Here is a 22651-nt window from a genome sequence, read left to right on the forward strand (position 1 = left end):
TCCGTTACTTTCCTTTAAATCAGCCCCAAAGTCGCGACACACTTCACCTGCATACTGATGAAATGCTTTGTAGTGCAAGCCACTGAGTACTTTCTTTCGGTACTTAGTCACAAAGACAAGGTGAACATGTAAAAGAAACGCTGCATGTCTTGAACGGTTGATTTTATATTTTTGCATTGAAATTAACCGGATATACGGTAAGATAGTGAGATAATTTACTACACACTGAGTAATAATGCTAATTCTAAAAGCCTACAAATTCAGACTCGAACCAACCGAAAAACAGTCGCAACGTTTGCGGCAGTTGTGCGGATGCGCTCGTTTTATCTGGAATTACGGGCTAGCAGAGACGCAACGCATTATTGAATCCGGCGGTAAACTACCGTCAGCGTTTGAACTAAATCGGATGCTCACAGAATGGAAAAAAAAGCCGGAACATTCCTTTTTGCAAGAAGCCTACACGGATAATCTTCAGCAGAAACTCAAAGATCTGCACGGGGCATGGAAACGCTGCTTTGATAAAAAACTGGCAGCAAAAGCTCCTGTATTTAAAAGGAAAAATGACGGGCGTGATTCAGTTCGTTTTGTTAATTTTGATAAATATTGTCAGCTCGATAATGGCAGAGTGAGATTACCGTCAGGTTTGGTATGGGTAAAGTTCCGGCAGTCGCAAAAGCTGTACGGTAAGATTAAAAACGCAACCGTTAGCCAACATGCGGGACACTGGTATATATCGTTTCAGGTCGAACTGGAAATGGACATTCAGCCTCATTCGTCAGCAACAATGATTGGTTTGGATGCAGGTGTAACCAGACTCGCCACGCTGTCAGACGGCACAGTGTTTGAACCTGTAAACAGTTTTAAAACCAACCAAAAAAAGCTGGCGAAATTCCAGCGTCAGTTAAGCTGTAAAGTTAAATTCAGCAATAACTGGAAAAAACAGAAGCGAAAAATCCAACGTCTCCACTCGCATATAACCAATATCCGCAAAGACTACCTTCACAAAGTCACCAGTGAAATCAGCAAAAACCACGCGATGATCGTCATTGAGGACTTAAAGGTCAGTAACATGTCGAAATCGGCAAAAGGTACACAAGAGCAGCACGGACGGAATGTCAGGGCAAAATCAGGACTTAACCGTTCGATACTGGATCAGGGTTGGTATGAAATGCGCCGTCAGCTTGAGTACAAGCAGCTATGGCGCGGTGGTCAGGTATTAGCTGTGCCTCCGGCATATACAAGTCAACGGTGTGCATGTTGTGGTCATACAGCGAAAGAAAATCGTCAATCACAAAGTAGATTCGAGTGCCTTGAGTGCGGGTATACAGAGAACGCAGATATCAACGGAGCTCGTAACATTTTAGCGGCAGGACATGCCGTGTTAGCCTGTGAAGTGAACGGTGCAGTAATGCCGTCAGCAGCAGGAACCAGGCTTCTGAGCGATCAGATAGTCTCCGACTAACGGGAATCCCCCTCCTGAGTCACGAAGTGTGAAGGTGGGGGAGGATGTCAACTATTAAAACAGGCAGCAAACACCGCAGGAAAAGTACAAATTCTGTGGGTTTCTTCTGTTGGCGAGAGCGCTGTTGAGCTGTTGTTAAGTCTAACTCATGTCATACAGGCAGCTAGCCAGTGCCTGCCGAATCGCACGCTAGAATTGAATCGACTCACTGTCAATGCATTAAGTACGGCAGTAGGGGAAGTTGTTCTACCGGAACAGGCGATGTTAACCAGTGCACTGAATGTTATTATTCAGGAACACCCACAGATACATTGTGCACTTTTTGATTGCTCAGTTGATAGCCTTACTGTCGCTATCGGATATGGTTTGAGTCAGCATGGCATAGTACATGCGTGGCGCAGGAAGCAATGGTTAAAGCTCAGCTATCAACCGCTGGCAGAGCAACCACTACATCAGTTACCCATGCTGCTGCCATCAGGCACTTATGTTGTACTCGGTGGCAGCGGTGGCATCGGTCAGGCTTTAGTGCAGGCTATTGCCGCCATTGCACCACATAGCCAATTTGTTCTTGTTTCACGCCGAGTAAATAAAGATCCGGTCGCTTTGCAGTTAGCCGGTCAGTGTGAATACGAATCGCTCAGTTGCGATCTCACCAACATAACCGAGGTGCAATCACTAACCAACTTATTGCAAGCGCATTATAACCCTATACAGGGGATTTTACACTGTGCTGGCGTGCCAGCAGGTGCGCTTATTGCCCGTCACCAGTGTGTTGAAGATTTCTCTGTGGTTGAGGAAAAAATTCGTAGCTGCGCAGCGCTGGAGATCCTCCAGACACTAGAGCCCCGTTGGATTATCTGCTCCTCCTCTATGTCAGCTATTCATGGTGGTGTTGGGCAACTCAGTTATGCTTGTGCTAACGGCTATTTGGATGCGTGGGTCGCCGCTAAAGCCGCAAACCAACAAAATTGCCAATACCGAACGATCAACTGGGATATCTGGCAGGATGGAGGTATGTCAGTTCAGGAGCTTCCGGCTGGGCTGCGTCGCCATGATAATCTGCTACATTTGAGTAGCGGTATCACTCGTCGTGAGGGGGCTGAAATGCTCTATCAAGCCGTGAGTTCACCGCAGATCCAGCAGTTAGTATGCACAACGGGTTTTACCGAATCGCGCTGGTTTTATCAACAACATCTACCATCCCGTCCATCGGTGGTCATCAGCTCTAATTCCGCTGATAAATTTTCACTACCATTGATTAAAAAATTGTATGCGGGTCATCTTGGCCTTACAGAGAGTAACAATGATACCTCCTGGGAGAGTATGGGTGGTGACAGCATTCAGGCGCTGGAACTACTGGATGAGTTGAATAATAAATCGCCTCGTCCATTTACGCTTGCTGAATTTATGCAACTTGATACCCCTGAGGCACTTTATCGTTTTATTACTGAGGATACGGCCAAACCAACACAGCAGATCAGTAAGAAGGAAATGGCTCAGATCATTTTACTTCACCCAATTGGCGGTGATCTGTTAGCTTATCGGGAAATGTTGAAGATGCTGGATAATCGGGTCGGCGTTATTCAGATCCAAGATCCTATGCTAGCTGGGCAGATACTAGCAGAAGACACCCTGGTTGAACGAGCTGCAGTTTATTGCCGCCAAGTATTGTCACAGCTGAAAGACAACTGTCCTCTAATTATTGTGGGATGGTCATTTGGTGCGCTATTAGCTTATCAGATGATAGCTATGTCGGAACTCCAGAGCAAAAAACCGGTTTTAGTCATGATAGATCCGCTTGCTGCCAACGCGTGGCAAACGCCACCAACAGATGACTCCCAACTGCATGGGTTTGCTAAGGAACTGAATTACAAATTGCATGACATTACTCTGCCACAGGTAAAACTTTTGATGGTGGGGGAAAAGAGTGATGGATTAGACCTGTCACCCTTTACGCGAAATTATGTTGGCAATCTGCTACGAGCTTTCCGACGTAACCTCACTTGCCTGCGTAGTTTCATTCCGAGTTATTCGCCAAGAGTAATGACCTATTTGATTTATGCAAGTCAGAGCCAACAGGCGATGCAATTCTGGCGTCAACAACTTAAAACCGCCGAGTGTATTTGCATTGAAGGTAACCACTACTCAATTTTGAACAGCAACAACGGGAAACAACTATTCAGTCAACTAAATCGAATTATCGCCAATGTCATCAGTGATAGCGTTGTGACTAAGTATTCGCCTACGATCGAGCAGGCGGTAACCTAACTTCCGAGAGCTAGCCTTGCTTGCAAAACCAATCAATGTTGAAGGAAAAAGTGTAAAACAAATCTGACAACATTGATTGGTTATATAAAAGGTTCTGACCTGCGCGGCAAATAGTGCGCACTGGGTGCAGCCTTACAAATCGTATAGACAAAGGCTATAGGTTAAAAAAGTGTATTGGAAACAATATGACGCAAGCTGACCCGAAGAAAACTGTGGAGCCACATTAAACCTTTACTGGAGATGAAAAATGGCTCACTTTTAAGCGGGTATTCATAATGGCGTAATTAATTGTTTTATAGATTTTTATTTTGTTTGTTATTAGCGATAGTTAAATGCTCACTTCAATCACGACTGGCTCTGCTCCACCTTTTATTCGCTATTTTGAGGTGGGGATGGTTATCCATTTACCTTGCTTGCGTTACTGTTTGGTCAATTTTGATATTCGTTGTTATCAGGACGAATTATTTGCCTATTTTGCTATTCCTTTTCCTCAATCACTAAATTCAGCGGTGGTTAAACGTCGAGCAGAATATGTAGCAGTACGATATGCAGCTAAAATACTGCTACAAACTGAAGGATGTAATAACACACCCGGTATTGGGCGGGATCGCGCACCAGCCTGGCCATCAGGATGGTGTGGTAGCCTTTCCCATACCGACGGATATGCTATCGCGCTTGTAACGTCGCAGGAAGCAGGTCTAATACCCGGCGTCGATATCGAGACATTCTCTTCGTTAACTATCAGAGAGACAGCAAATCTTTTTTCTTCTTTGGATGAACAAGTACTGCTGGTGGATAGTGGTATTGATTATGAACTTGCATTATTAATTACATTTTCTGCTAAAGAAAGTTTATTCAAAGCGCTTTACCCTGAAGTCAGACATTTCTTTGGTTTTGAAGCAGCCAGAGTTTGTAAAATAGAGGTTTTATATCAACGAATTACACTGGAATTGACCCAATCGCTCACTCAGTATCGTGCAAAAGGTAGCCAGATAGTGGGCTATTATATCTTGCGCGACAATAAGGTTATTACTTTCTTTGCCTGAAATATCTTAGGTTATCTCTCAAGATAACCACGCTTATAGCTAGGGGTAAGTAAAAGAAATTTTTTAGGCAGTACTAATGGAGAGAAGAACCCAATTAAGCGAGAACAGCAGTCGATCAAAATAATATCACCAAAATTTATTTGGTGAGGCTTTATTATTTTTAAATTGAATAACAGTAAAGTAATTGTAGATTGAAAGTGACTATAGCAAATTTATCATCCTAAATGTAACAATGCCTGTAAATATAATCATAAATGTGGAATGTAAAACTGCGTTAATAATTTTATTCAATATAAATATATCAACTAATTAATCTTTGTAATATGTTATCAATAACAATGGTGAGTTTTTGTTTGGGTTTTTACATAATTTGCGAGGATAGGATAATACTATGTTTTTCAAACATCGAATAAAATTTGTTGGGTTGGTCTTGTTTATTACGGCTGTCTGTAGTAACGCAAATGCTTATATAATTAATGACACTCAGTTGACTAACATTGTTAAGCAAGAAGAAAAAAAACTAAATTCTCGTATTGGTGTTGCTGTTATTGATACAGCGGATAATATCACTGTAAGTTATCGAGGTAATGAAAGATTCCCTCTAAACAGCACTTTTAAAGCGTTGCTATGTGGTATGTTGTTAAATCAGGTGGATGATAGAAAAATAGTATTGACGGAAAGTATTCAATTTCAGAAAGGGCAATTGGTTGCTTACTCTCCTGTAACTGAAAAATTTATCGCTCCTTTATCGATGAATTGGCAACAATTATGCAATGCTGCAATTAGTTACAGTGATAATACGGCAGCTAATCTCATTGAGAAAAAAATAGGAGGCCCAGCTAGTTTTACCCGTTTTTTACGTAGCATAGGTGATTCTATTACCCGGCTCGATCGTTTTGAACCAGAATTGAATAGTGCTATACCGGGTGATCTGCGTGATACTACAACTCCAGTGGCTATTAGCCAAACATTACAAAAATTGGTTCTTGGTGATGTGTTGCAGCCTTCATCGCGTCAGCAATTAAGACAGTGGATGGAAGATGACAAAGTCGCGAATGCGTTATTACGTTCCGTTCTGCCAGCAAAGTGGAAAATTGCTGATAAAACAGGTGCCGGAGATTATGGCTCCAGATCGATTATCAGTCTGGTTTGGCCAGAAAACCGTCAGCCGTTAATCGTTTCTATCTATATTACACAAACAAAAGCAACTCTAACCCAAAGTAATGAAGCTATTGCTCGTATTGGTAAAGCCATATTTTCCTTAACGGATATGAAAGATCAGTAACATTTTTTAAAATGCCTTGCGGGTACAAGAATTTTAGTTGTCACATATTAAATTGTTTTCCGTTGTTCATATCCTTTTTTTCAGACTAAATTTGGTTTGGTGCTTTTTCCTTTTAAAGTCATTTTTCAACTTACTAATTTGTGAACGGTATACAGCTCAAACCTATTTTTTCTGAACTATTTGTTGATTAAAAAAATTATACTCTACAGTTAATTTTACTTATTTTTCAGCCAGCCAAGGTGATTTTGTACTCCAAAAAATAATATTGGCTCCGAGATAATCTTCAGCAAATTGTACAAACTCGGCCTTGCTAAATGGCTTACCCGTCTTTTTATTTATATAGGTTAAGGTTGGTTCCTGCACTGCCATGGCAACAAGTGTTAATTTATTTTTGTATTGATTGAAGAAGGGGTATGAGTTTTTAATTTGTGCCTTACGGTTGGGGACAATATCTGGACCTCCGAGGCCAATGTTATGAGCACTGGCGAACTTGAATAATCGGCTCATATAATTTTTGTCATTGTTCCATTCGCACGGCCAGAAATTAACATATTGCACTACATGTGACTTGGTAAACACCTTTCGTGCAAAGGCGAGATTTTCTATTTCACTGGCGAAGTAATTATCACAGGAAAATCCTTTAGGTAGAGCTTTCTCATCTAAATCAATGGCAGTTTCAGGTAAGTTCACTCCATATATCTGGCCATCAAAACGCTTAGCAAGTGCAGCCAATAGCGCTTGATAACGATGACGTACGGCAGGAACCCATTGCTGTGCCACCCAACCAGAACCTACCATATTTCCCTCACCTGGATTATCAAACTGTGGTGATAGTCCACCGTTATAGGTTGGATCATTCAACAGATAATCAGGGACGTATCGGGCGTTTGGCTCGAAAAATCGATCTTGGATCTGGATAAATAATTTTTTTCTTGCTTTCTTAAGGCGTGACAGATCCTTTTCAATTTTTGAGAAGTCATATTTGTCCTTCTCGGGTTCAAGCAAACGCCAATTGTAAACAATCTGTACGCCATGAATGTCGCTACGTTCTAAAATGGCTGATACCGATTCGAAATCATCGGAACTGGTATAAATGAAGTTTTTTGGTTCTTTAGCAAAGGTTGATAGTGGCGTTGCAATAATGAGGCTAACCGCTACGATAATGATTTTTTGTCTGATTATTTTTTTGATGATAGTAAACATGATATCCACACATTCATTACTTATAAGTCAAAATCTAGCACAAACAACACGTGATGCGCTATGTTTTTAATGGGTGGCAACTGCCCTAGTTTAATGGACAGGAAGGATGATATTTTTATGAGTATTACAGCAAAGACAATGATGATTATTACTGAACAAATAGTAATTAAAACATTACTATGAAAATTTATTATGTGGTATTTAGCATGATTATAATTATATTAAATAATTAATGTCTATGATTGATTCTTGTGATCCTTATAAAACATAATCGTCATCTTTTTAATTAGGTAAAATAGCTGCAATGTAATTGTTGTAATGGACACTCTAATAGCTATTAAATGATTAATATAATTAATAAATATAAACGACAATTTTTTCCAATCACAAAAGATATACGAGTTTTTTTACTATTAGTCAGTTAACAGTAATCCTTTTTTTAGCTAATTTATTATAAAAAATATTTTTTTATAAAAATAGAGAATAATATTTTTTATTTTATATGTTAAAAATACAATTATTTTCAGCATAAATAACCAACTGTTCATTTATGGGATGGATATTTCTTTACACTGTTAATAGATTTTTGATAGGGTAATTTTACTTATTTCTATAGGATGGTGTTGTTATATGGTTACTCATTTTTTATTCAAGTGATGCAACTAAATTTACAATGTAAATTAAAATAACGTTAAAGAAATCATAGCAAGAACATTTTTATTTTAATGTCAGGGAGTGATTTTGTGAAAGTTTTTTACTATTTTTTCATCGTAATGAATACTGGTTTAGCCATATTTAAACTTAAATTTCTATTATATTTTTTCTTGATAAATAAATTATTAAATAATGTTATTCAGATTAATTATTTTAAAAATTTATTTTATCTCGATACTTTTCTTTTAGATAATAAGCAAAATTATCAGATTAATTCTGCTGTAGGGCAATATCAATAGATGCTTTTTACACTGATTAACGATGAAGCCCCCCGTTCTGCTGATTAAATTTTTGCACTGGGGTGCCGTTATCTGGCTCTTTATTTGTTTGCTATTAATAGCATTATTAGCATTGTTACCGAATGTACGATTTAGTGACGATATCTTAACCTGGTTACCGCAAAAAAATTTACACCATCCATCTCCCTCGCTTGATAATGATTTTGAGCCGCCGTTCGAACGGCAATTACTGTGGTTGATAAGTCCGGGAAAGCAACTAGATTCATCGGTTGCAGAACATTGGATAGCATTATTGCGTTTAGAACCCAGTATTGATTATGTTAAAGGCCCGATTGATACGCAACGACAGAAACAACTAGAAGCAAGGATTCTTACTCATTGCAGTGAAGATGATCAACTGCCAGCGAAGCCAGTATTACAAAATCATAATAATGCTCATGCTCAGTGGATATTTTCTCAAATTTATGACGTTTTAGTTGATCATTACAAAAATTCTACTATTGATCCTCTAATACAAATGCCTGATACGTGGCAAAAGTTAGCACAAAATACCAGTCAGTTATGTATACAAAATGGTTGGATTATAATACAAGATTATCAAGGGCAATATTGGTATCTGATTTATGGAGAGCTGGTAAATTCTTCTTTTAATATGCATAGCATCGATCAGCTAGTTACGAATTTAGAAACCAGAGCGAAGCAATTTACGATTGATTATCCGCAGGCACAAATTTTATCACGTGGTACTTTTCTATATAGTGATTATAAAAGCCAGCAGATAAAACAAGATATTTTGATCTTTGGCATTATTGCCATATTGGGAATGGGCTCACTGATATTGATTGTTTTTCGTTCACTTCTTGCATTATTACTCTGTTTTTTATCGATTGGTATTGGTGCGTTAGTTGCTACTGTTACTACGTTATACGTTTTTGGTGAATTATATTTAATTACGTTAGTAATGAATATAAGCATCATAGGACTATCGGTAGACTATTCTCTTTACTATCTTACAGAACGTATGGTTTATGGCCATGAAGCAAATCCTTGGCAAAGTCTTAGAAAAATACAAGCGACGTTATTATTAGTACTTATTACTACTGTAACTGCTTATATTATTATGATGTTTACGCCTTTTCCTGAAATCTGCCAAATGATATTTTTCGCTGCGATAAGCTTTATTGGCTCATATTTAACGGTTGTTTTGTGGTTTCCATGGTTATGTCGTGGCATACCTGTACGGGCAGTACCTGCTAAAACTTTCATTTTGCTTTGGTTTAGAGTTTGGCAACGATACAAAATGCTACGTATTGGATTACCACTTTTTGTTGGTGTAGTGTCATTAGGTGGATTGGTAATGTTTAAAAATAATAATGATGTCTCTTCGCTTCAGGTGTTGCCTTCAGTGATTTTATCTCAGGAAACAATCATAAGTTTAACCAGTAACAAGAGTGATCAAAAATGGTTTATGATTTATGGTGATAATTCTAAAGAAACATTCAAGCGGCTTAAAGCTTCTATTATGAAACTCAATATAGCGAAAAAACGTGGTTGGTTGACGAATTATCATCTTATTCCTTTTGACTCAGAACAAAATCAATATCGCGATACAGCCTTTATTGGCAATCTAATGTTGAAAGAAGACCAAGCCAATCATTATACAGGTAATGTTTTAGATAAATTAAAGATGACTTTAATGTTAAGTCAAATTGAGCAATATACTGAAAATTCCGTTAATGAAAGTTGGCGTTTGATATGGACAACTTTGCCGGATGGTAGAAATGGTATTTTAATTCCGGTAGATGGGGTCAACAATAGTGCAGCGCTTTCAGCCTTGGCTGAAGCGCTTCCAGGGGTCGAATGGATAGATAGCAAAGCGGTATTTAATGAAATATTTATCCTATATCGAATGATTATTGCGGGATTGCTATTTGCGGCACTTGGCGTGATAGCTGCCTGTATGATAGCTAAATTGGGTCTATGTCATGGGGTAATTAGTTTATTACCCTCAGTATTATCATTAGTCAGTAGCCTTGCTATGCTTGCATTTACTGGACATTGCCTAAATATTTTTTCACTATTAGCATTAGTTTTAGTACTGGGCATTGGTGTTAACTATACATTTTTTCTGACTAATGCTAATAATGAACCACTTTGCGCTTTATTTTCGATTACTCTAGCTATGATGACAACACTTTTGACTTTAAGTGTACTAATTTTTAGTAATAGCTTAACAATTAGTAGTTTTGGTATTGTTTTATGTAGTGGGATTTTTGTTGCTTATTTGTTATCACCAATGGTGATGTTTAAATGTAAAGAAAAAAATTACTATAAAATTTAGTATCTGATTTATTTGAATATTAAATTGTTTTTTATCATATGGTTACATTTAATAATTAGTAGTATTAAAAGACTGTTGACGCCAAAAGCTTTATAACCTTAACCTAATTCATCATTAGCTAAAACTGTAATAATGTTAAATTTTTGTTGACATAAATCTTTTTGCTAAGTAGATTCGAATGCCGCATTGATAATTTCATCGTTTCAGGAATTAAATTCATTTTATCCCGCTGGAAAATGTTTTTATAGTATTGATACTTCGCGGTGTAAATAAGAGATAAAGATTACGTGTTACTTAGAACGTATAAGTTTTTATTATATTTATTTTTATTAGCAGCCATGAAGTAGGCATTAATATATTTATTTCAAGAATGAAATTAAATATTGCATTTGTAGGTTATAGGGTGAAAGTTCTAAAAATTATTTAGTGTGAGATAATTGATTGTTAGAAAATATTAAATTACATATTTTCATAAAATTTTAGGGGGTAAATAATGAAATATAAACAAATGACCCATCAGGAAGCTGTGAAAAGATGTTATGAACTTACACCGCAACTGCGTGAATATGATGAATTTATGTATTTAAGTATTCGCTGGCTTCCTTACACTATGTTTTTTCACCATAAGAATTATCGATCAGCCGTGATTAATACCTATGAAATGGGCTTCCGAATGAGTAAATCATTTTCGGGCTGGGTTTCGCCAACTAATTTTCCAACCGATGAATCAGTTAACATTGTTATTGGTGGTTCGACTGCAATGGGAACCGGAGCTACTTCGGATGCATATACAATTTCTTCTATACTTTCTAAGTTAACTGGAGAAATATGGCTTAATTTTGGTGGTAGTGGATACAATTGTGTGCAGGAAGCAATTCTTTTTATGCTGAATCAGCATCGGTTTAAAAAGATAAAAAATATTATTATCTTAAGTGGTGTTAGCACACTAACCTTTGAGGGGCTTTCCGACGATTTTACCTCAGAATATGGTAAATATTATTATTCTTACGAACTGGTTCATTATATGAATAAATATAATGAAGATTTAACCTATAGAATAAATTCTAATGCATCATGCAGTAATAGTGCTGTAAAAAAGTTTATTCCAAAGCTTGCTGAAAGATTAAATAATTGGCTTGATGATCTTGCTCAAAACCCAATGGAAAAGGTATATACTGATACCTACGTAGATATTAAGGAACGTATCAATCGAGCAGTTAAAATGACTGTTCAATCAGCCGTTCAGATAAAACAGTTAGCCAAAAAGCATGATGCTAAAGTGTATTATATCCTGCAGCCACTATCTCGATGGAGTAAAGATCAGTTTCATAAAGATGAAGAGGAGATGTTTTACGCAATAAATGCTTGTGCAAACAAATTTTGGCAATTATTTGATCATTTATGTTCCTTGGACTTACATAAAAAGTATTCTTCACAGCTGGAAGCGGGTTGTCAAAAAGAAAACATACCTTATTATGATATGAATATTTTAATGAGTTTGTCGCCTAAACTTCACGATAATATTTATGTTGATCACCTTCATTTTAATAATTTAGGATATGAAGAGGTGGGAAAATTAATTTATGAAAAAATTCTTAATTAGATGATAGAAGTTTTCAGCCTTGTTTATGCCATTAAATTTTTAATAATAGAAAATAATAAATTTAGTCTATTTTATGTTAACAATTAATATATTTATATGATTTTCAATTTAGTATTAATTATAAACATCTATTTTATTAAAAGATAGAATAGATACTCCTTATATAGTGAGTTATACAACATTTTTCTTTTGGTGAAATTTTATTTTTTTGTCGATCGAATTTATTGCTCCATCTATTGTGTTGCCTTACTATGGATTTTAATAATGCTTACAGCAAATGTAAGATAGTATTAAAAAATAATTGGTAAAAAATATTGTCGGCAGAAAAGAAAATAAAGATCTTTGCTGTCGGCATAGAGAATAAAATTTGTATCATAAAATAGGGTTCAGATCATAGTGGGAAAAAATATTTTCTTAAATTTTAAACAATTCTATTGAGGGATCCAATGATTAACTTAAAAATTGGTTATTATGTTAGTTCAGATTGATCTGGCAATCGCTAGATTTGGAAATTAATTCGATTAATATTATTGGTTTCATTTTCACTTACAGGTTATCTTATCGCTACTATAAATAACAAATTTTTTGCTAATCAGAATGCCTCACCCACTTGGAAATAAAAGCCAGTGCTATTGCGACCGATACCAAAATCTATTCGAATATTCATTCTAGGTTTAAATTCAAATCGATAGCCTATACCAATAGTGGGTAACCAATGATTAGAGCCTAATTTTGATGGTGAATCACTAAGTGTTCCTGCCCCAATCCAACCAACGATACCATGGCGCCAATCTAACTTTCGACGATACTCTAATTGGGTAGTAAAAACATTATTATCACGATAACGTCCTTCATAATAACCTCTCATCTGATTTGCATTTCCTAATAAAGAGAGATGATCCCAAGGCACTGAACCTGAAGTAAAACGGGCATAATTATCAACGGCTAAAACGCTATTTTCTGATAGTGTGTAATAGGCAGAATATTGTAACTGTGTGCTTTGAAAACGATTGTCGCTAGCCAGTTCTGGAGAAAAATAGCTGTAAATAACTTCAAAAGCTTGACCATGTCGGGCGTTAGGTAAGAAATCACGGGAATCATAATTGAAGTGGGCACTAATTGCAGAACTACGTATAGAACGACCACCGACTGAATTGGCAAAATAATTTTTGCTACTCTCATCTAAATCATTAGCATTAAGTAATGAAAAATCCCAACCTAATCCTATATAAGTATTATCAATTATGCGATATAGTACTCTTGGTCTGATAGCAAATTCTTGAGATTTATATTCCACTTTGTTGTGGTCATTTTTACCGGCAGAATAACCTTTTCCCCAATAGTAAGTGGGGATGTTATTTACAGTACCGGAAATAAATAAACGGCATTGTTCGGCAGATAAAAAATTATAATTATTAAAATTTAGTCCGAAAGCGCCAGTCGCTGAGGCAAATCCACTTACACCCAATGATGAGGGTTGACTAATTTTATCATTTCTATCAATACGATATAACCCCACTAATGCCACACCAACGCCGGCACTCATTTCTGGTGTATAAAACGGGCCAGGCAATAATCCCCAATCGATAGTTTTAGTGTCATCAAAACGGTTTGCTCCACCCAACTTTTCGAGCTGATTATCTATATTTTGTCGTTCGGGAAAAATGTTGGCGTTGGCAGTCGTCGACACAATAAGTACATTGATTAAAATTAATCTTATGATGTTACGATAAAAATTCATTAAAAAAACACAGCTCCCCTGGAAAATAAAGTCATTACGGCTATTATTGCAGCCGATTTTATAAATATTATTACAATTAAATGTTGGTTTGAGTCTTACACTAGTAGTTGTAATTTGATTTATTTTACTAAATTATCTTTGATTTTATTTTTGCTTTTTGAGCTTTTTATGTAGTGTTTTTATATTGTGCCACTAAAGTTCAAAAACATAATGATGATGATATAGGGATTTTATCAGATTATCAAATATTCAAATTTAACAATGGCATGTTATTTTATATATTTAATTAAAAATAACTGATAACATTATTGATTAATAAATTTATTGTTGTAGGGAAAAATTAATTTTCAATTAATAGTGAGGCTTTATTATTGTGTTATAAATAATTTTTTTTAATTTTATTTGTCAGTATTTAATTAGCATAAATGTTACAAAATTAAAAAAGACTTTTCGATTTATTTATCATTATAACTAAATGAATGTTTATAATTTTTTATTGTTAATTAATGAAAGGGCTTAAAAAGTGATGGTGACTTATACTTTTTTGTTCGTTACAGGAATCTAAGAATTGACTAATGGTTATATCAAATATATCGCAAAAAATATAGATTTTATCAATAGTAATCAGGCTAATACCATTTTCGTAGCGTGATAATTGTTGTTGTGATATACCAAGATTAACTGATAATTCCTTTACGGTCATTCCATTATATTTTCTGATTTTTTTAATCTTTCTACCTAATGAATAAGCTATCTCTTGGCGTCTTTTCATGAAGTGCTCCAATTAATATAGAGTTTGTTTTAATGATAATTAATCACATAAGAAAAAAACAATTATAAAAAAATATTTGGAAATCAGAAAATAAATTATCTGATTTCCAGATAAAAATTGGCAAAAAATATTATATATTAATTCAGATTAAAAAATCACTAATTAAAAAATTAAATCCAATTAGAATAGATATGTCATTCCTAACATAATGTCATGGCTATGTAATCTGGACTCCAAATTGCCTTTTATATTTATTGGACCTAGATTTGTTACGCCATTGGTTTTGGTTTTTCCGGCATTGATATAACGGTAGCTAAGATCTAAAGCCAGATTACTATTAATATCATATTTTACACCCGCACCAATACTCCAGGCAAAATTATAATTGACTTTTTTACCCGACAATAATTTAGTGTTATTGTTTCGATAATCAGCGCTAATATTCGCAGTTCGATTATTTTGCGCAACACCCACCCCAGCTAAGACATAAGGTGTAAATTGGCTACTATTCTCTAAATCATAAATTGCATTTACCATTAAAGTATTGATTTGAATTTTATCTTTCATTTCTATATCTAAGGGCTGATTTGCAATTTCTTCACCAGTTGAACCATTTTTTTTCAGATTACTTCTGGCAGTAAAATCTAATTCCACTCTGACCGGCAATTGAAACATAGGCTTAAAGTTATAACCTAAAGCAATTCCGCCTCCTAAGGCACCAGAAGGAATATCATCTAATTTTCCACTTTCATCAAAGATGTTATTACTATTTATTGCAGCAGAAATTGAACCCGCAGATTTTGTCGATTGTACAACAGAGCCACCGATTTTACCGGTAATATACAATCCTGTTTGGTCTGCTGCATTTGCCATGGTGGCAGGCAATCCCGCTATTAAAAATAAGACAAGACACTTTTTCATACAATAATTTCTCCGGTTTAATTGATATCAAAATATATTAATAATCAACTGACTAACCTTTCTAAATTAATCAGAATAAAGCCTATAAGTAGTAATCAGCAATTCAGCAATAATGGAGTGTGCTCTAATTAACTATTATTATATGGCTTATATTTCTTTATTATGTTGAGTAATTTTTTGTCACATAAAAATTACTTAACGGTAATATAAAGTTAACTTGATGGGATTTAAACAAGAGTACTCTCAAAAATAAGAGAGTAGAAAAATGAAATATGTCGTTTTAGCCAGAGCTAATCATGATTAATTAAAATCATTTTTTTTATGAGTTAAAGCTTCTAATTGAAACAGTAAGACTTTTATAAGCGCATTGTTTTTTATATCAATGCTATCTTTTTTAATTAAATTTTCAATTGAAGTTATTAAATTCGCTATGGCATGACTATTATTTTGTAGAGCTGCTCCTTTCATTCTATGTAAATAGTAGTTGATATTATTCGTATCATTCATAGTGCTAGCTAAACTTAAGTTTTTAAAATCTAGGGTTAATATTTTATAAAATAGTTCATCATTATTATTAGTATTAATATTTTCAGATAGATCTTCTATATTAGAATTTAAATAACTCCATTTAGTTAAACATGTGGCTAAGTCTTTTAAAGTTATCGGTTTTGATAAAATATCATTGCCACCATGATTAATGAATTGTTCAATATGTTGATTGCTGGTATTCGCAGAGATGGAAATTATTGGTGTAGTAACCCGATTTTGTATTTTTTCTAGATTTCTTATTGTATTACATACTTCATATCCGGTCATGTCAGGCAGAAAACTATCTAATAGTACTAAATCATAATAATTTTCTTGTTTGAATTTTTCTATTGCATCATTACCATTTAATACATACTCCCAATCACATTTTAAAATATCTAATTGCTTCGTAATAACATCAATATTATATATGTTATCATCAACAATAAGAATCGATAATCTATTTAATGGACTGATTTTTTTTATATTTATTTCTTCGTCTTTATTGATGTTTATTATTTCATTAGATTTATCAGCTGGAATAGCAATTTTTATTTCTGTACCGATATTTTTTATACTTTTAATTGAAAAATCAGCCTTCATAATCTTAGAAAATTGTTTACAGATGAATAATCCAAGACCACTACACGTTTGATTATAATTTAATTCTTTATTTGTAACTTGAAACCATGGTTGAAAGAGCTTTTTTTGTTTTTTGTCATCAATTCCTATGCCAGAGTCTTTTATTAATAAAAATAATTTATTTTTTTTATATTTAGCGGTATATAAAATGTAGCCTTGTTCTGTAAATTTTATTGCATTGGATATGATGTTTCGTAATATTTGACGTAATTTATCACAATCAATATTAATATATGTTTTTTCCGGAATAAATGATTTGTAAATTAAAGCTATTTTTTTAGACTCAGATAAAGGAGTGAATTCATTTTTTATTTCTATAAGTAATTGATTGATATCAATCGCTTTGTTTCTTAATTTTAGTTCTTTTGCTTCCAATTTAGAAGCATCTAATACATTATTAAGAAATGAGAGCAAAGCTAAGGATGAATTTATCGAAATAGTTGTAAATCTCTCCAGATCCTTATTTTTTAATTTGATTTTTAATATTTCTAGTGATGCTATAATTGCATTTAATGGTGTACGAATTTCATGACTCATCATAGAAATAAAGAGTGATTTTGATAATTCATTATTTTGAGCAGATATTTGCGCTTTTCTAATATAAAAAAGTAGTGTTAATAGGAATAAAAATATTAAAATAGCGGTAATTATTTCAAGATAATAATATTTTAATATCATATTAAATGGTGGTGCTGTGATATCTAATTCATCAATCCATTTTTTATATATTTCATCACTTCGTTTTGCAGAGATACTATTTAGCGATTTATCAATAATAGATTTTAATATGGGCATATCAGATGAAATAGCCATAGTGATATTGGTGTTTAATTCAGGAATTACACCAGAAAAATTTAAATGATTGGCATAATATTTATGAACCAAAGGCCAAAATATAAGATTTGGACCTATAACGGCATATGCATCACAGGTATCACACAGCTGATTTAAGCTTGAAATTGCATCTTCTTCTGGAATTAATATTATTTGGGGATAGTGTTCCTTTAGAAAAGCCTCATAAGGACTATTTCTTTTTACCACAACTTTCTTCCCATCTAGTTGGTGAGGTGTAAACATAGATGGTGCATCTGGTCTTGTGACGATTACTGCTGAGGTGAAGATATAGGGATAGCTTTGTAACCATTTTTTATCATGAGACGTTTTACTAATAAAATTAGCAATAATTTTTATATTTTTTTCTTTTTGATCACGATAGATAAATTTTAATCCGGTTTTTTTTTCTATTTCATTTAAATATTCGCGAGATATGCCATGATGAACATTATTATGAATATACTCTATTCGATTATTAGGAATGATAGTATAATAAATGACAGGGTTATGCTTTAACCAATCCCGTTCAATTTGATTAAATTCTGTCGCTAAAGTAGTAGTCGGTAAAATTAAATTAAAAATTAGGCTAATTAATTTAAATTTTTTCATTTTTCAATATTTCGTCTTTTATAATAAATAATTGATGATCGGCAGTTAAACCTAATTTTCTAAGTGCGGTTTGTTTTTGTCCACTTATTGTTTTTATACTGCGATTATATTTTTGGGCAATCATTGAAACAGTTAAACCATCGAGAAAACAGCGAATTACTTCTAACTCTTTTTTAGATAAATCAGCAACGGAGACATTTGATAATATAGAGTTTGATGAATTATCAGTGATACTTTCATAGTGAAACTCAAGTTTTTTTAAACTGTCAAATACCTGATTAAAATAATATTTTCCTTTATATATCGCATCTATCGCATCTATCGCATCTATTGCATTTATTAGCTGTTGCTTTTTAGCATTTTTTTTACTTATAAAACCTTTTGCTCCACATCTGAAAATTTGTCCTGTTATGGCAAGATCTGAATAGGCAGATATAACTAATATTTTTAATTTGTTATATCTTTTATGAAGATCCTTTATCAGGGTAAGTCCATCTAAATCTTCAGGTGATAATGCATAATCCATGATTATTATATCAGGTGTATTGGCAGCTAAATATTTTTTTAAGTCATGAGAGTTTGTGTAACTATTTGATACTGAGACATGAGTTGATTCTAGTTCTTTTTCTATTCCAGATAAAATTATAGAATGATCATCTAGTACAACTACCTCTATTTTTTTCATACACATCCTTTACAATAGCTGAAGTTGGCAATAATTTTGAGATTACCATTTTTTATTGCTAAATATTTGGCAATTTATTTTTTAATTATAATAGAAAAATAACGATTATAAACAATTTAATAAAATTTTTTTAAAATATTTCAAGGAATTTGTTAAATAGATAATTCTTGACGTCAGAAAATGAATCCCACGTTAATAAGAAATTTCATTATGTTGAGACTTAAAAAATAATCAAGATGTTTCTAATTTAGTCTGTGATTTATCTTTATAGCAATATAAATTTAAATATTTTCTTTGTTGTCAAATTTTTAGCTGGATATTGATTAAACATATTGCTATAGAAGTAGAATTTATTTAGGAACTTGAAGAAATTAAGAATCGTTAAATCTATTTTATACGAAGTAAATGATTTAGTGTTATAGAACATATTTTTAAGTTATATAACAATAAAAAACTATTATGTCAAAATACAATACCTGGTTGTGTATTAATTATTTTAGGTAAGAAATAGAAAGTTATTTTGTTAGATTATTATAACTTCACTTTATTTTTTAGATAGTTATAGTGTTTTAACTATTTTATTTAATAATTAATCCTCATTTAACATAGAAAAAAGCCCTCTATAATAGAGGGCAACAAAGACAGGGATGGTGTCTATGGCAAGGAAAAACTTCAATGATTACTTGCTACTTATTGCTAAGTTTGTTACGAAATATTCAATACTTTGATCGCGATAGCTGTTTTTGATGTTGTTTCTCCAGTATCATTTTTTGATCGTGAGTTAATAATTTATAAAATTGGTGATAAATGCGTGCCATCTCAATTTGTTGTTCAACAATTTCTTGTGACAGTTTTTCTGCTGTTGCACGAAAAGCGACTTCATCAAAAATATCTGCTGTCATCAAATCATGTAAAGTTTCTCGTTCTTGTCGTGAAACTTTCTTTTTAAAGCTTTGTTGCCGCTGTGAAGCCATCAGGTCACGCATTTGCTGGCGTTGTCTTTCGCTTAAAGTAATACCTTTTATTAAAGGGACAAATATATCATAGGGATTACATAGCCTATCTCTTGTTATGTTCCGCTTAGAAATAGGATTATCATGTTTTACAGCCTGTATTTGTTCGGCAGATTTTGTTGTTGCTAAACTAACATCTGCTGCTTCGGCTAAAGCCGATGTTGAGCCAACAATAAATAGCGATGATGTAAAAGTTATCATTGCCCAGTGACGCATTAATAATTTACTCCCGCCCTCTTTGGATAAAAATGTTAATATTATACTAACTATATCCGTGTGGTTGAAAACTAGCGTCAGAGCGTGTAAAAGAACGTAAAGTCATGGCATCGCGGCGATTCTTGTCGTATTTTGCTCTTGGAGGATATGACTAATGCATAAAATCTTACTTGTTGATGATGACCGCGAACTGACTTCGCTGTTAAAAGAATTACTTGAAATGGAGGGCTTTAGTGTGATTATCGCCTATGATGGCGAACAAGCATTAACGCTTCTCGATTCAACAATTGATCTACTGTTACTTGATATCATGATGCCCCAGAAAAATGGTATCGATACATTAAAAGAGATACGTCGACAATATCAAATTCCAGTGATTATGTTAACCGCTCGCGGCAGTGATTTGGATCGTGTTCTTGGTTTAGAATTAGGAGCAGATGACTATTTACCTAAACCATTTAATGATCGTGAATTAGTTGCACGTATACGAGCCTTATTAAGGCGTTCAAATTGGAGTGAGCAAAGTCAGGATAATCTTAATTCGTCAATCTGTCAGGTAGATGGTTTACAGTTAAATCCAGGACGGCAAGAAGCGAGTTTTAATGGAAAGGTCCTTGATCTTACTGGAACAGAGTTCACTTTACTTTACTTATTAGCACAACATCTTGGTCAGGTTGTTTCCCGTGAACATCTTAGCCAAGAGGTTTTAGGTAAACGTTTAACACCATTCGATCGTGCTATTGATATGCATATTTCAAATTTGCGGCGTAAATTACCCGAAAGAACCGATGGTTTGCCTTGGTTTAAAACTTTACGTGGACGAGGATATTTGATGGTTTCAGCGACATGATAAATAGTTTGACAGCCAGAATATTTGCCATTTTTTGGTTTACGCTGGCTTTAGTATTGATGTTGGTGTTGATGGTACCCAAGCTTGATTCAAGGCAAATCACACCGCTGCTGGAGAGCGAATATCGTCAAGGTATTATGTTAGAACAGCACATAGAAGCTGAGTTAGCTGGCGACCCGATTAATGATCTTATGTGGTGGCGCCGGCTCTCTAATGCCATTCAAAAGTGGGCTCCTCCAGGTCAGCATCTTATTATGGTGACCAGTGAAGGACGGGTTATTGGCGCTATGCCCAATGAAATGCAGGTAATTCGTAATTTTATTGGGCAATCAGATAATGCAGATCATCCGAAAAAGAAAAAATATGGTCGAATCGAGATGTTAGGGCCATTTTCAATTCGCGATGGGGAAGATCATTATCAACTTTATTTGGTTCGACCTGCTAGTAGTCCACAGTCTGATTTTATAAGTTTACTTTTTGATAGACCTTTTTTGTTACTGGTTGCCACGATGTTAATTAGTGCTCCCTTGTTGTTATGGTTAGCGTGGAGTTTGGCAAAACCGGCCAGAAAATTAAAAATGGCAGCAGATGATGTTGCTAATGGTAATTTGCGTCAACATCCTGAATTGGAATCTGGGCCCCAGGAATTTTTGGCGGTAGGAAACAGTTTTAATCAGATGATTAGTGCGTTAGAGGGAATGGTCAGCGCGCAACAGCGTATGATTTCTGATATTTCCCATGAGTTACGCACCCCATTAACACGTCTACAATTAGCGACGGCATTACTACGTCGCCGGCATGGTGAGAGTAAAGAATTAGAACGGATTGAAACTGAAACCTTGCGTCTTGATGGTATGATTAATGATTTGTTGGTACTGTCACATAGTCAACATAAGAATGAAATATTGAGGCAAAATATAAAAGTTACCGATCTTTGGAATGATATTTTGGATAATGCCACTTTTGAAGCCGAACAAATGAACAAAACACTGAATGTTACGGCTCCGCCTGGTGCTTGGACGATTTATTGTAATCCTCCTGCCTTGGGCAGCGCATTAGAAAATATTGTCCGTAATGCCTTACGTTATTCCCATAACCGTATTGAAGTTGCATTTAAAGAAGAAAATCAAGGTATTTTGATCACGGTAGATGATGATGGTCCCGGAGTGTCAAAAGAAGATGGAGAAAAAATCTTTCGTCCATTCTATCGAACTGATGAAGCGCGAGATAGGCAATCTGGCGGGACTGGTTTAGGGCTAGCTATTGTTGAAACAGCGGTTTTTCACCATAAAGGCTGGGTAAAAGCCTCCGATAGCCCATTAGGTGGGTTGCGATTAAGGCTTTGGTTACCATTGCATGGGCGTTAACTGTTTTAAGTGAAAAATTGTAATAGTTAATAATGTTTTCAATAGTATTGAGCTTGTAATTAATTGAAAAATATATTAGTATAATTAATGAGTTAAGAGAAGTTCTTTACTGAAAGGCAGGCTTGTTATCGTGACTGTTAGCCATATTTTAGCTTATAAAAGTGTATATTAAATTAATTTAATGAAGAAAAACGTTAGAAAATAGCTTGAAATATAATCACTATTTCATTTTTTTGTTGGATAGATAAAAGCAACTATCTTATTCTCTTTATGTTTTATTACTTTTTATAATAAATTGATTTTATTGTTAAT

General features: G+C 34.3%; 16 protein-coding genes. 8 read left to right on the plus strand and 8 right to left on the minus strand.

The window, feature by feature from the left end; genetic code table 11:
• Positions 1-177 (minus strand): transposase (locus tag H1X92_RS05070; protein WP_180558337.1); only part of this gene is annotated, 177 nt, incomplete at its 3' end.
• A gap of 58 nt (positions 178-235) precedes the next feature.
• Between H1X92_RS05070 and H1X92_RS05075 the strand changes: the two genes are divergently transcribed.
• The 4 genes from H1X92_RS05075 (at position 236) to bla (ending at position 6061) form a co-directional block, all read left to right on the plus strand.
• Positions 236-1462 (plus strand): RNA-guided endonuclease InsQ/TnpB family protein, encoded by a 1227-nt coding sequence (locus tag H1X92_RS05075; RefSeq protein ID WP_180558336.1) that lies wholly within the window; start codon positions 236-238, stop codon positions 1460-1462.
• Positions 1463-1594: 132 nt separating this feature from the next.
• Complete coding sequence (locus H1X92_RS05080; RefSeq protein ID WP_180559134.1) at positions 1595-3730, plus strand: SDR family NAD(P)-dependent oxidoreductase; 2136 nt, start codon at positions 1595-1597, stop codon at positions 3728-3730.
• A 332-nt stretch (positions 3731-4062) separates the two neighbouring features.
• Positions 4063-4776 carry a 4'-phosphopantetheinyl transferase family protein gene (locus H1X92_RS05085; protein WP_180559135.1) on the plus strand — a complete coding sequence of 238 codons (714 nt, stop codon included), beginning with the start codon at positions 4063-4065 and terminating at the stop codon, positions 4774-4776.
• A 391-nt stretch (positions 4777-5167) separates the two neighbouring features.
• Positions 5168-6061: a class A beta-lactamase gene (gene bla / locus H1X92_RS05090; RefSeq protein WP_180559136.1), complete on the plus strand. Its 894-nt coding sequence runs from the start codon at positions 5168-5170 to the stop codon at positions 6059-6061.
• 219 nt (positions 6062-6280) lie between these two features.
• On the opposite strand, the gene H1X92_RS05095 is transcribed toward bla, so the two are convergent.
• Positions 6281-7264: a hypothetical protein gene (locus H1X92_RS05095; RefSeq protein ID WP_180559137.1), complete on the minus strand. Its 984-nt coding sequence runs from the start codon at positions 7262-7264 to the stop codon at positions 6281-6283.
• 975 nt (positions 7265-8239) lie between these two features.
• On the opposite strand from H1X92_RS05095, the gene H1X92_RS05100 reads away from it, so the two are divergent.
• Entirely contained in the window at positions 8240-10558 is a 2319-nt protein-coding gene (locus tag H1X92_RS05100; protein ID WP_180559138.1) for an MMPL family transporter, read from the plus strand.
• 493 nt (positions 10559-11051) lie between these two features.
• Entirely contained in the window at positions 11052-12161 is a 1110-nt protein-coding gene (locus H1X92_RS05105) for an SGNH/GDSL hydrolase family protein (RefSeq protein WP_180559139.1), read from the plus strand.
• Positions 12162-12753: 592 nt separating this feature from the next.
• Here the strand turns inward: H1X92_RS05105 and H1X92_RS05110 are convergent.
• From H1X92_RS05110 to H1X92_RS05135, 6 genes are all read right to left on the minus strand, one after another.
• Positions 12754-13902 carry a BamA/TamA family outer membrane protein gene (locus H1X92_RS05110; RefSeq protein ID WP_180559140.1) on the minus strand — a complete coding sequence of 383 codons (1149 nt, stop codon included), beginning with the start codon at positions 13900-13902 and terminating at the stop codon, positions 12754-12756.
• A gap of 499 nt (positions 13903-14401) precedes the next feature.
• Positions 14402-14674 (minus strand): helix-turn-helix domain-containing protein, encoded by a 273-nt coding sequence (locus H1X92_RS05115; RefSeq protein ID WP_180559141.1) that lies wholly within the window; start codon positions 14672-14674, stop codon positions 14402-14404.
• A gap of 180 nt (positions 14675-14854) precedes the next feature.
• A complete protein-coding gene (locus H1X92_RS05120) occupies positions 14855-15595 on the minus strand; it encodes an outer membrane protein (protein ID WP_180559142.1) in 741 nt (246 codons plus the stop codon).
• Between the two features lie 300 nt (positions 15596-15895).
• Positions 15896-18208 (minus strand): response regulator, encoded by a 2313-nt coding sequence (locus H1X92_RS05125; RefSeq protein ID WP_180559143.1) that lies wholly within the window; start codon positions 18206-18208, stop codon positions 15896-15898.
• A complete protein-coding gene (locus H1X92_RS05130; protein WP_180559144.1) occupies positions 18195-18893 on the minus strand; it encodes a response regulator transcription factor in 699 nt (232 codons plus the stop codon). The genes H1X92_RS05125 and H1X92_RS05130 overlap by 14 nt, the downstream gene beginning before the upstream one ends.
• Positions 18894-19609: 716 nt before the next feature.
• A complete protein-coding gene (locus H1X92_RS05135) occupies positions 19610-20122 on the minus strand; it encodes a Spy/CpxP family protein refolding chaperone (RefSeq protein WP_180559145.1) in 513 nt (170 codons plus the stop codon).
• A 154-nt stretch (positions 20123-20276) separates the two neighbouring features.
• On the opposite strand from H1X92_RS05135, the gene cpxR reads away from it, so the two are divergent.
• Complete coding sequence (gene cpxR, locus H1X92_RS05140) at positions 20277-20972, plus strand: envelope stress response regulator transcription factor CpxR (protein WP_180559146.1); 696 nt, start codon at positions 20277-20279, stop codon at positions 20970-20972.
• Positions 20969-22339 (plus strand): envelope stress sensor histidine kinase CpxA, encoded by a 1371-nt coding sequence (gene cpxA / locus H1X92_RS05145; RefSeq protein WP_180559147.1) that lies wholly within the window; start codon positions 20969-20971, stop codon positions 22337-22339. Before cpxR ends, cpxA begins: the two co-directional genes overlap by 4 nt.
• Positions 22340-22651 lie beyond the last annotated feature (312 nt).

The organism is Arsenophonus endosymbiont of Apis mellifera (assembly GCF_903968575.1).
Lineage (GTDB): Bacteria > Pseudomonadota > Gammaproteobacteria > Enterobacterales > Enterobacteriaceae > Arsenophonus > Arsenophonus apicola.

Bases quoted from the DNA above. Each gene is read 5' to 3' on its own strand.
- H1X92_RS05120 (WP_180559142.1), bottom strand. From the start codon at position 15,595: ATGAAAAAGTGTCTTGTCTTATTTTTAATAGCGGGATTGCCTGCCACC.
- cpxA (WP_180559147.1), top strand. From the start codon at position 20,969: ATGATAAATAGTTTGACAGCCAGAATATTTGCCATTTTTTGGTTTACG.
- H1X92_RS05130 (WP_180559144.1), bottom strand. From the start codon at position 18,893: ATGAAAAAAATAGAGGTAGTTGTACTAGATGATCATTCTATAATTTTA.
- H1X92_RS05125 (WP_180559143.1), bottom strand. From the start codon at position 18,208: ATGAAAAAATTTAAATTAATTAGCCTAATTTTTAATTTAATTTTACCG.
- H1X92_RS05095 (WP_180559137.1), bottom strand. From the start codon at position 7,264: ATGTTTACTATCATCAAAAAAATAATCAGACAAAAAATCATTATCGTA.
- cpxR (WP_180559146.1), top strand. From the start codon at position 20,277: ATGCATAAAATCTTACTTGTTGATGATGACCGCGAACTGACTTCGCTG.
- bla (WP_180559136.1), top strand. From the start codon at position 5,168: ATGTTTTTCAAACATCGAATAAAATTTGTTGGGTTGGTCTTGTTTATT.
- H1X92_RS05115 (WP_180559141.1), bottom strand. From the start codon at position 14,674: ATGAAAAGACGCCAAGAGATAGCTTATTCATTAGGTAGAAAGATTAAA.
- H1X92_RS05135 (WP_180559145.1), bottom strand. From the start codon at position 20,122: ATGCGTCACTGGGCAATGATAACTTTTACATCATCGCTATTTATTGTT.
- H1X92_RS05105 (WP_180559139.1), top strand. From the start codon at position 11,052: ATGAAATATAAACAAATGACCCATCAGGAAGCTGTGAAAAGATGTTAT.
- H1X92_RS05075 (WP_180558336.1), top strand. From the start codon at position 236: ATGCTAATTCTAAAAGCCTACAAATTCAGACTCGAACCAACCGAAAAA.
- H1X92_RS05100 (WP_180559138.1), top strand. From the start codon at position 8,240: ATGAAGCCCCCCGTTCTGCTGATTAAATTTTTGCACTGGGGTGCCGTT.
- H1X92_RS05085 (WP_180559135.1), top strand. From the start codon at position 4,063: ATGCTCACTTCAATCACGACTGGCTCTGCTCCACCTTTTATTCGCTAT.
- H1X92_RS05110 (WP_180559140.1), bottom strand. From the start codon at position 13,902: ATGAATTTTTATCGTAACATCATAAGATTAATTTTAATCAATGTACTT.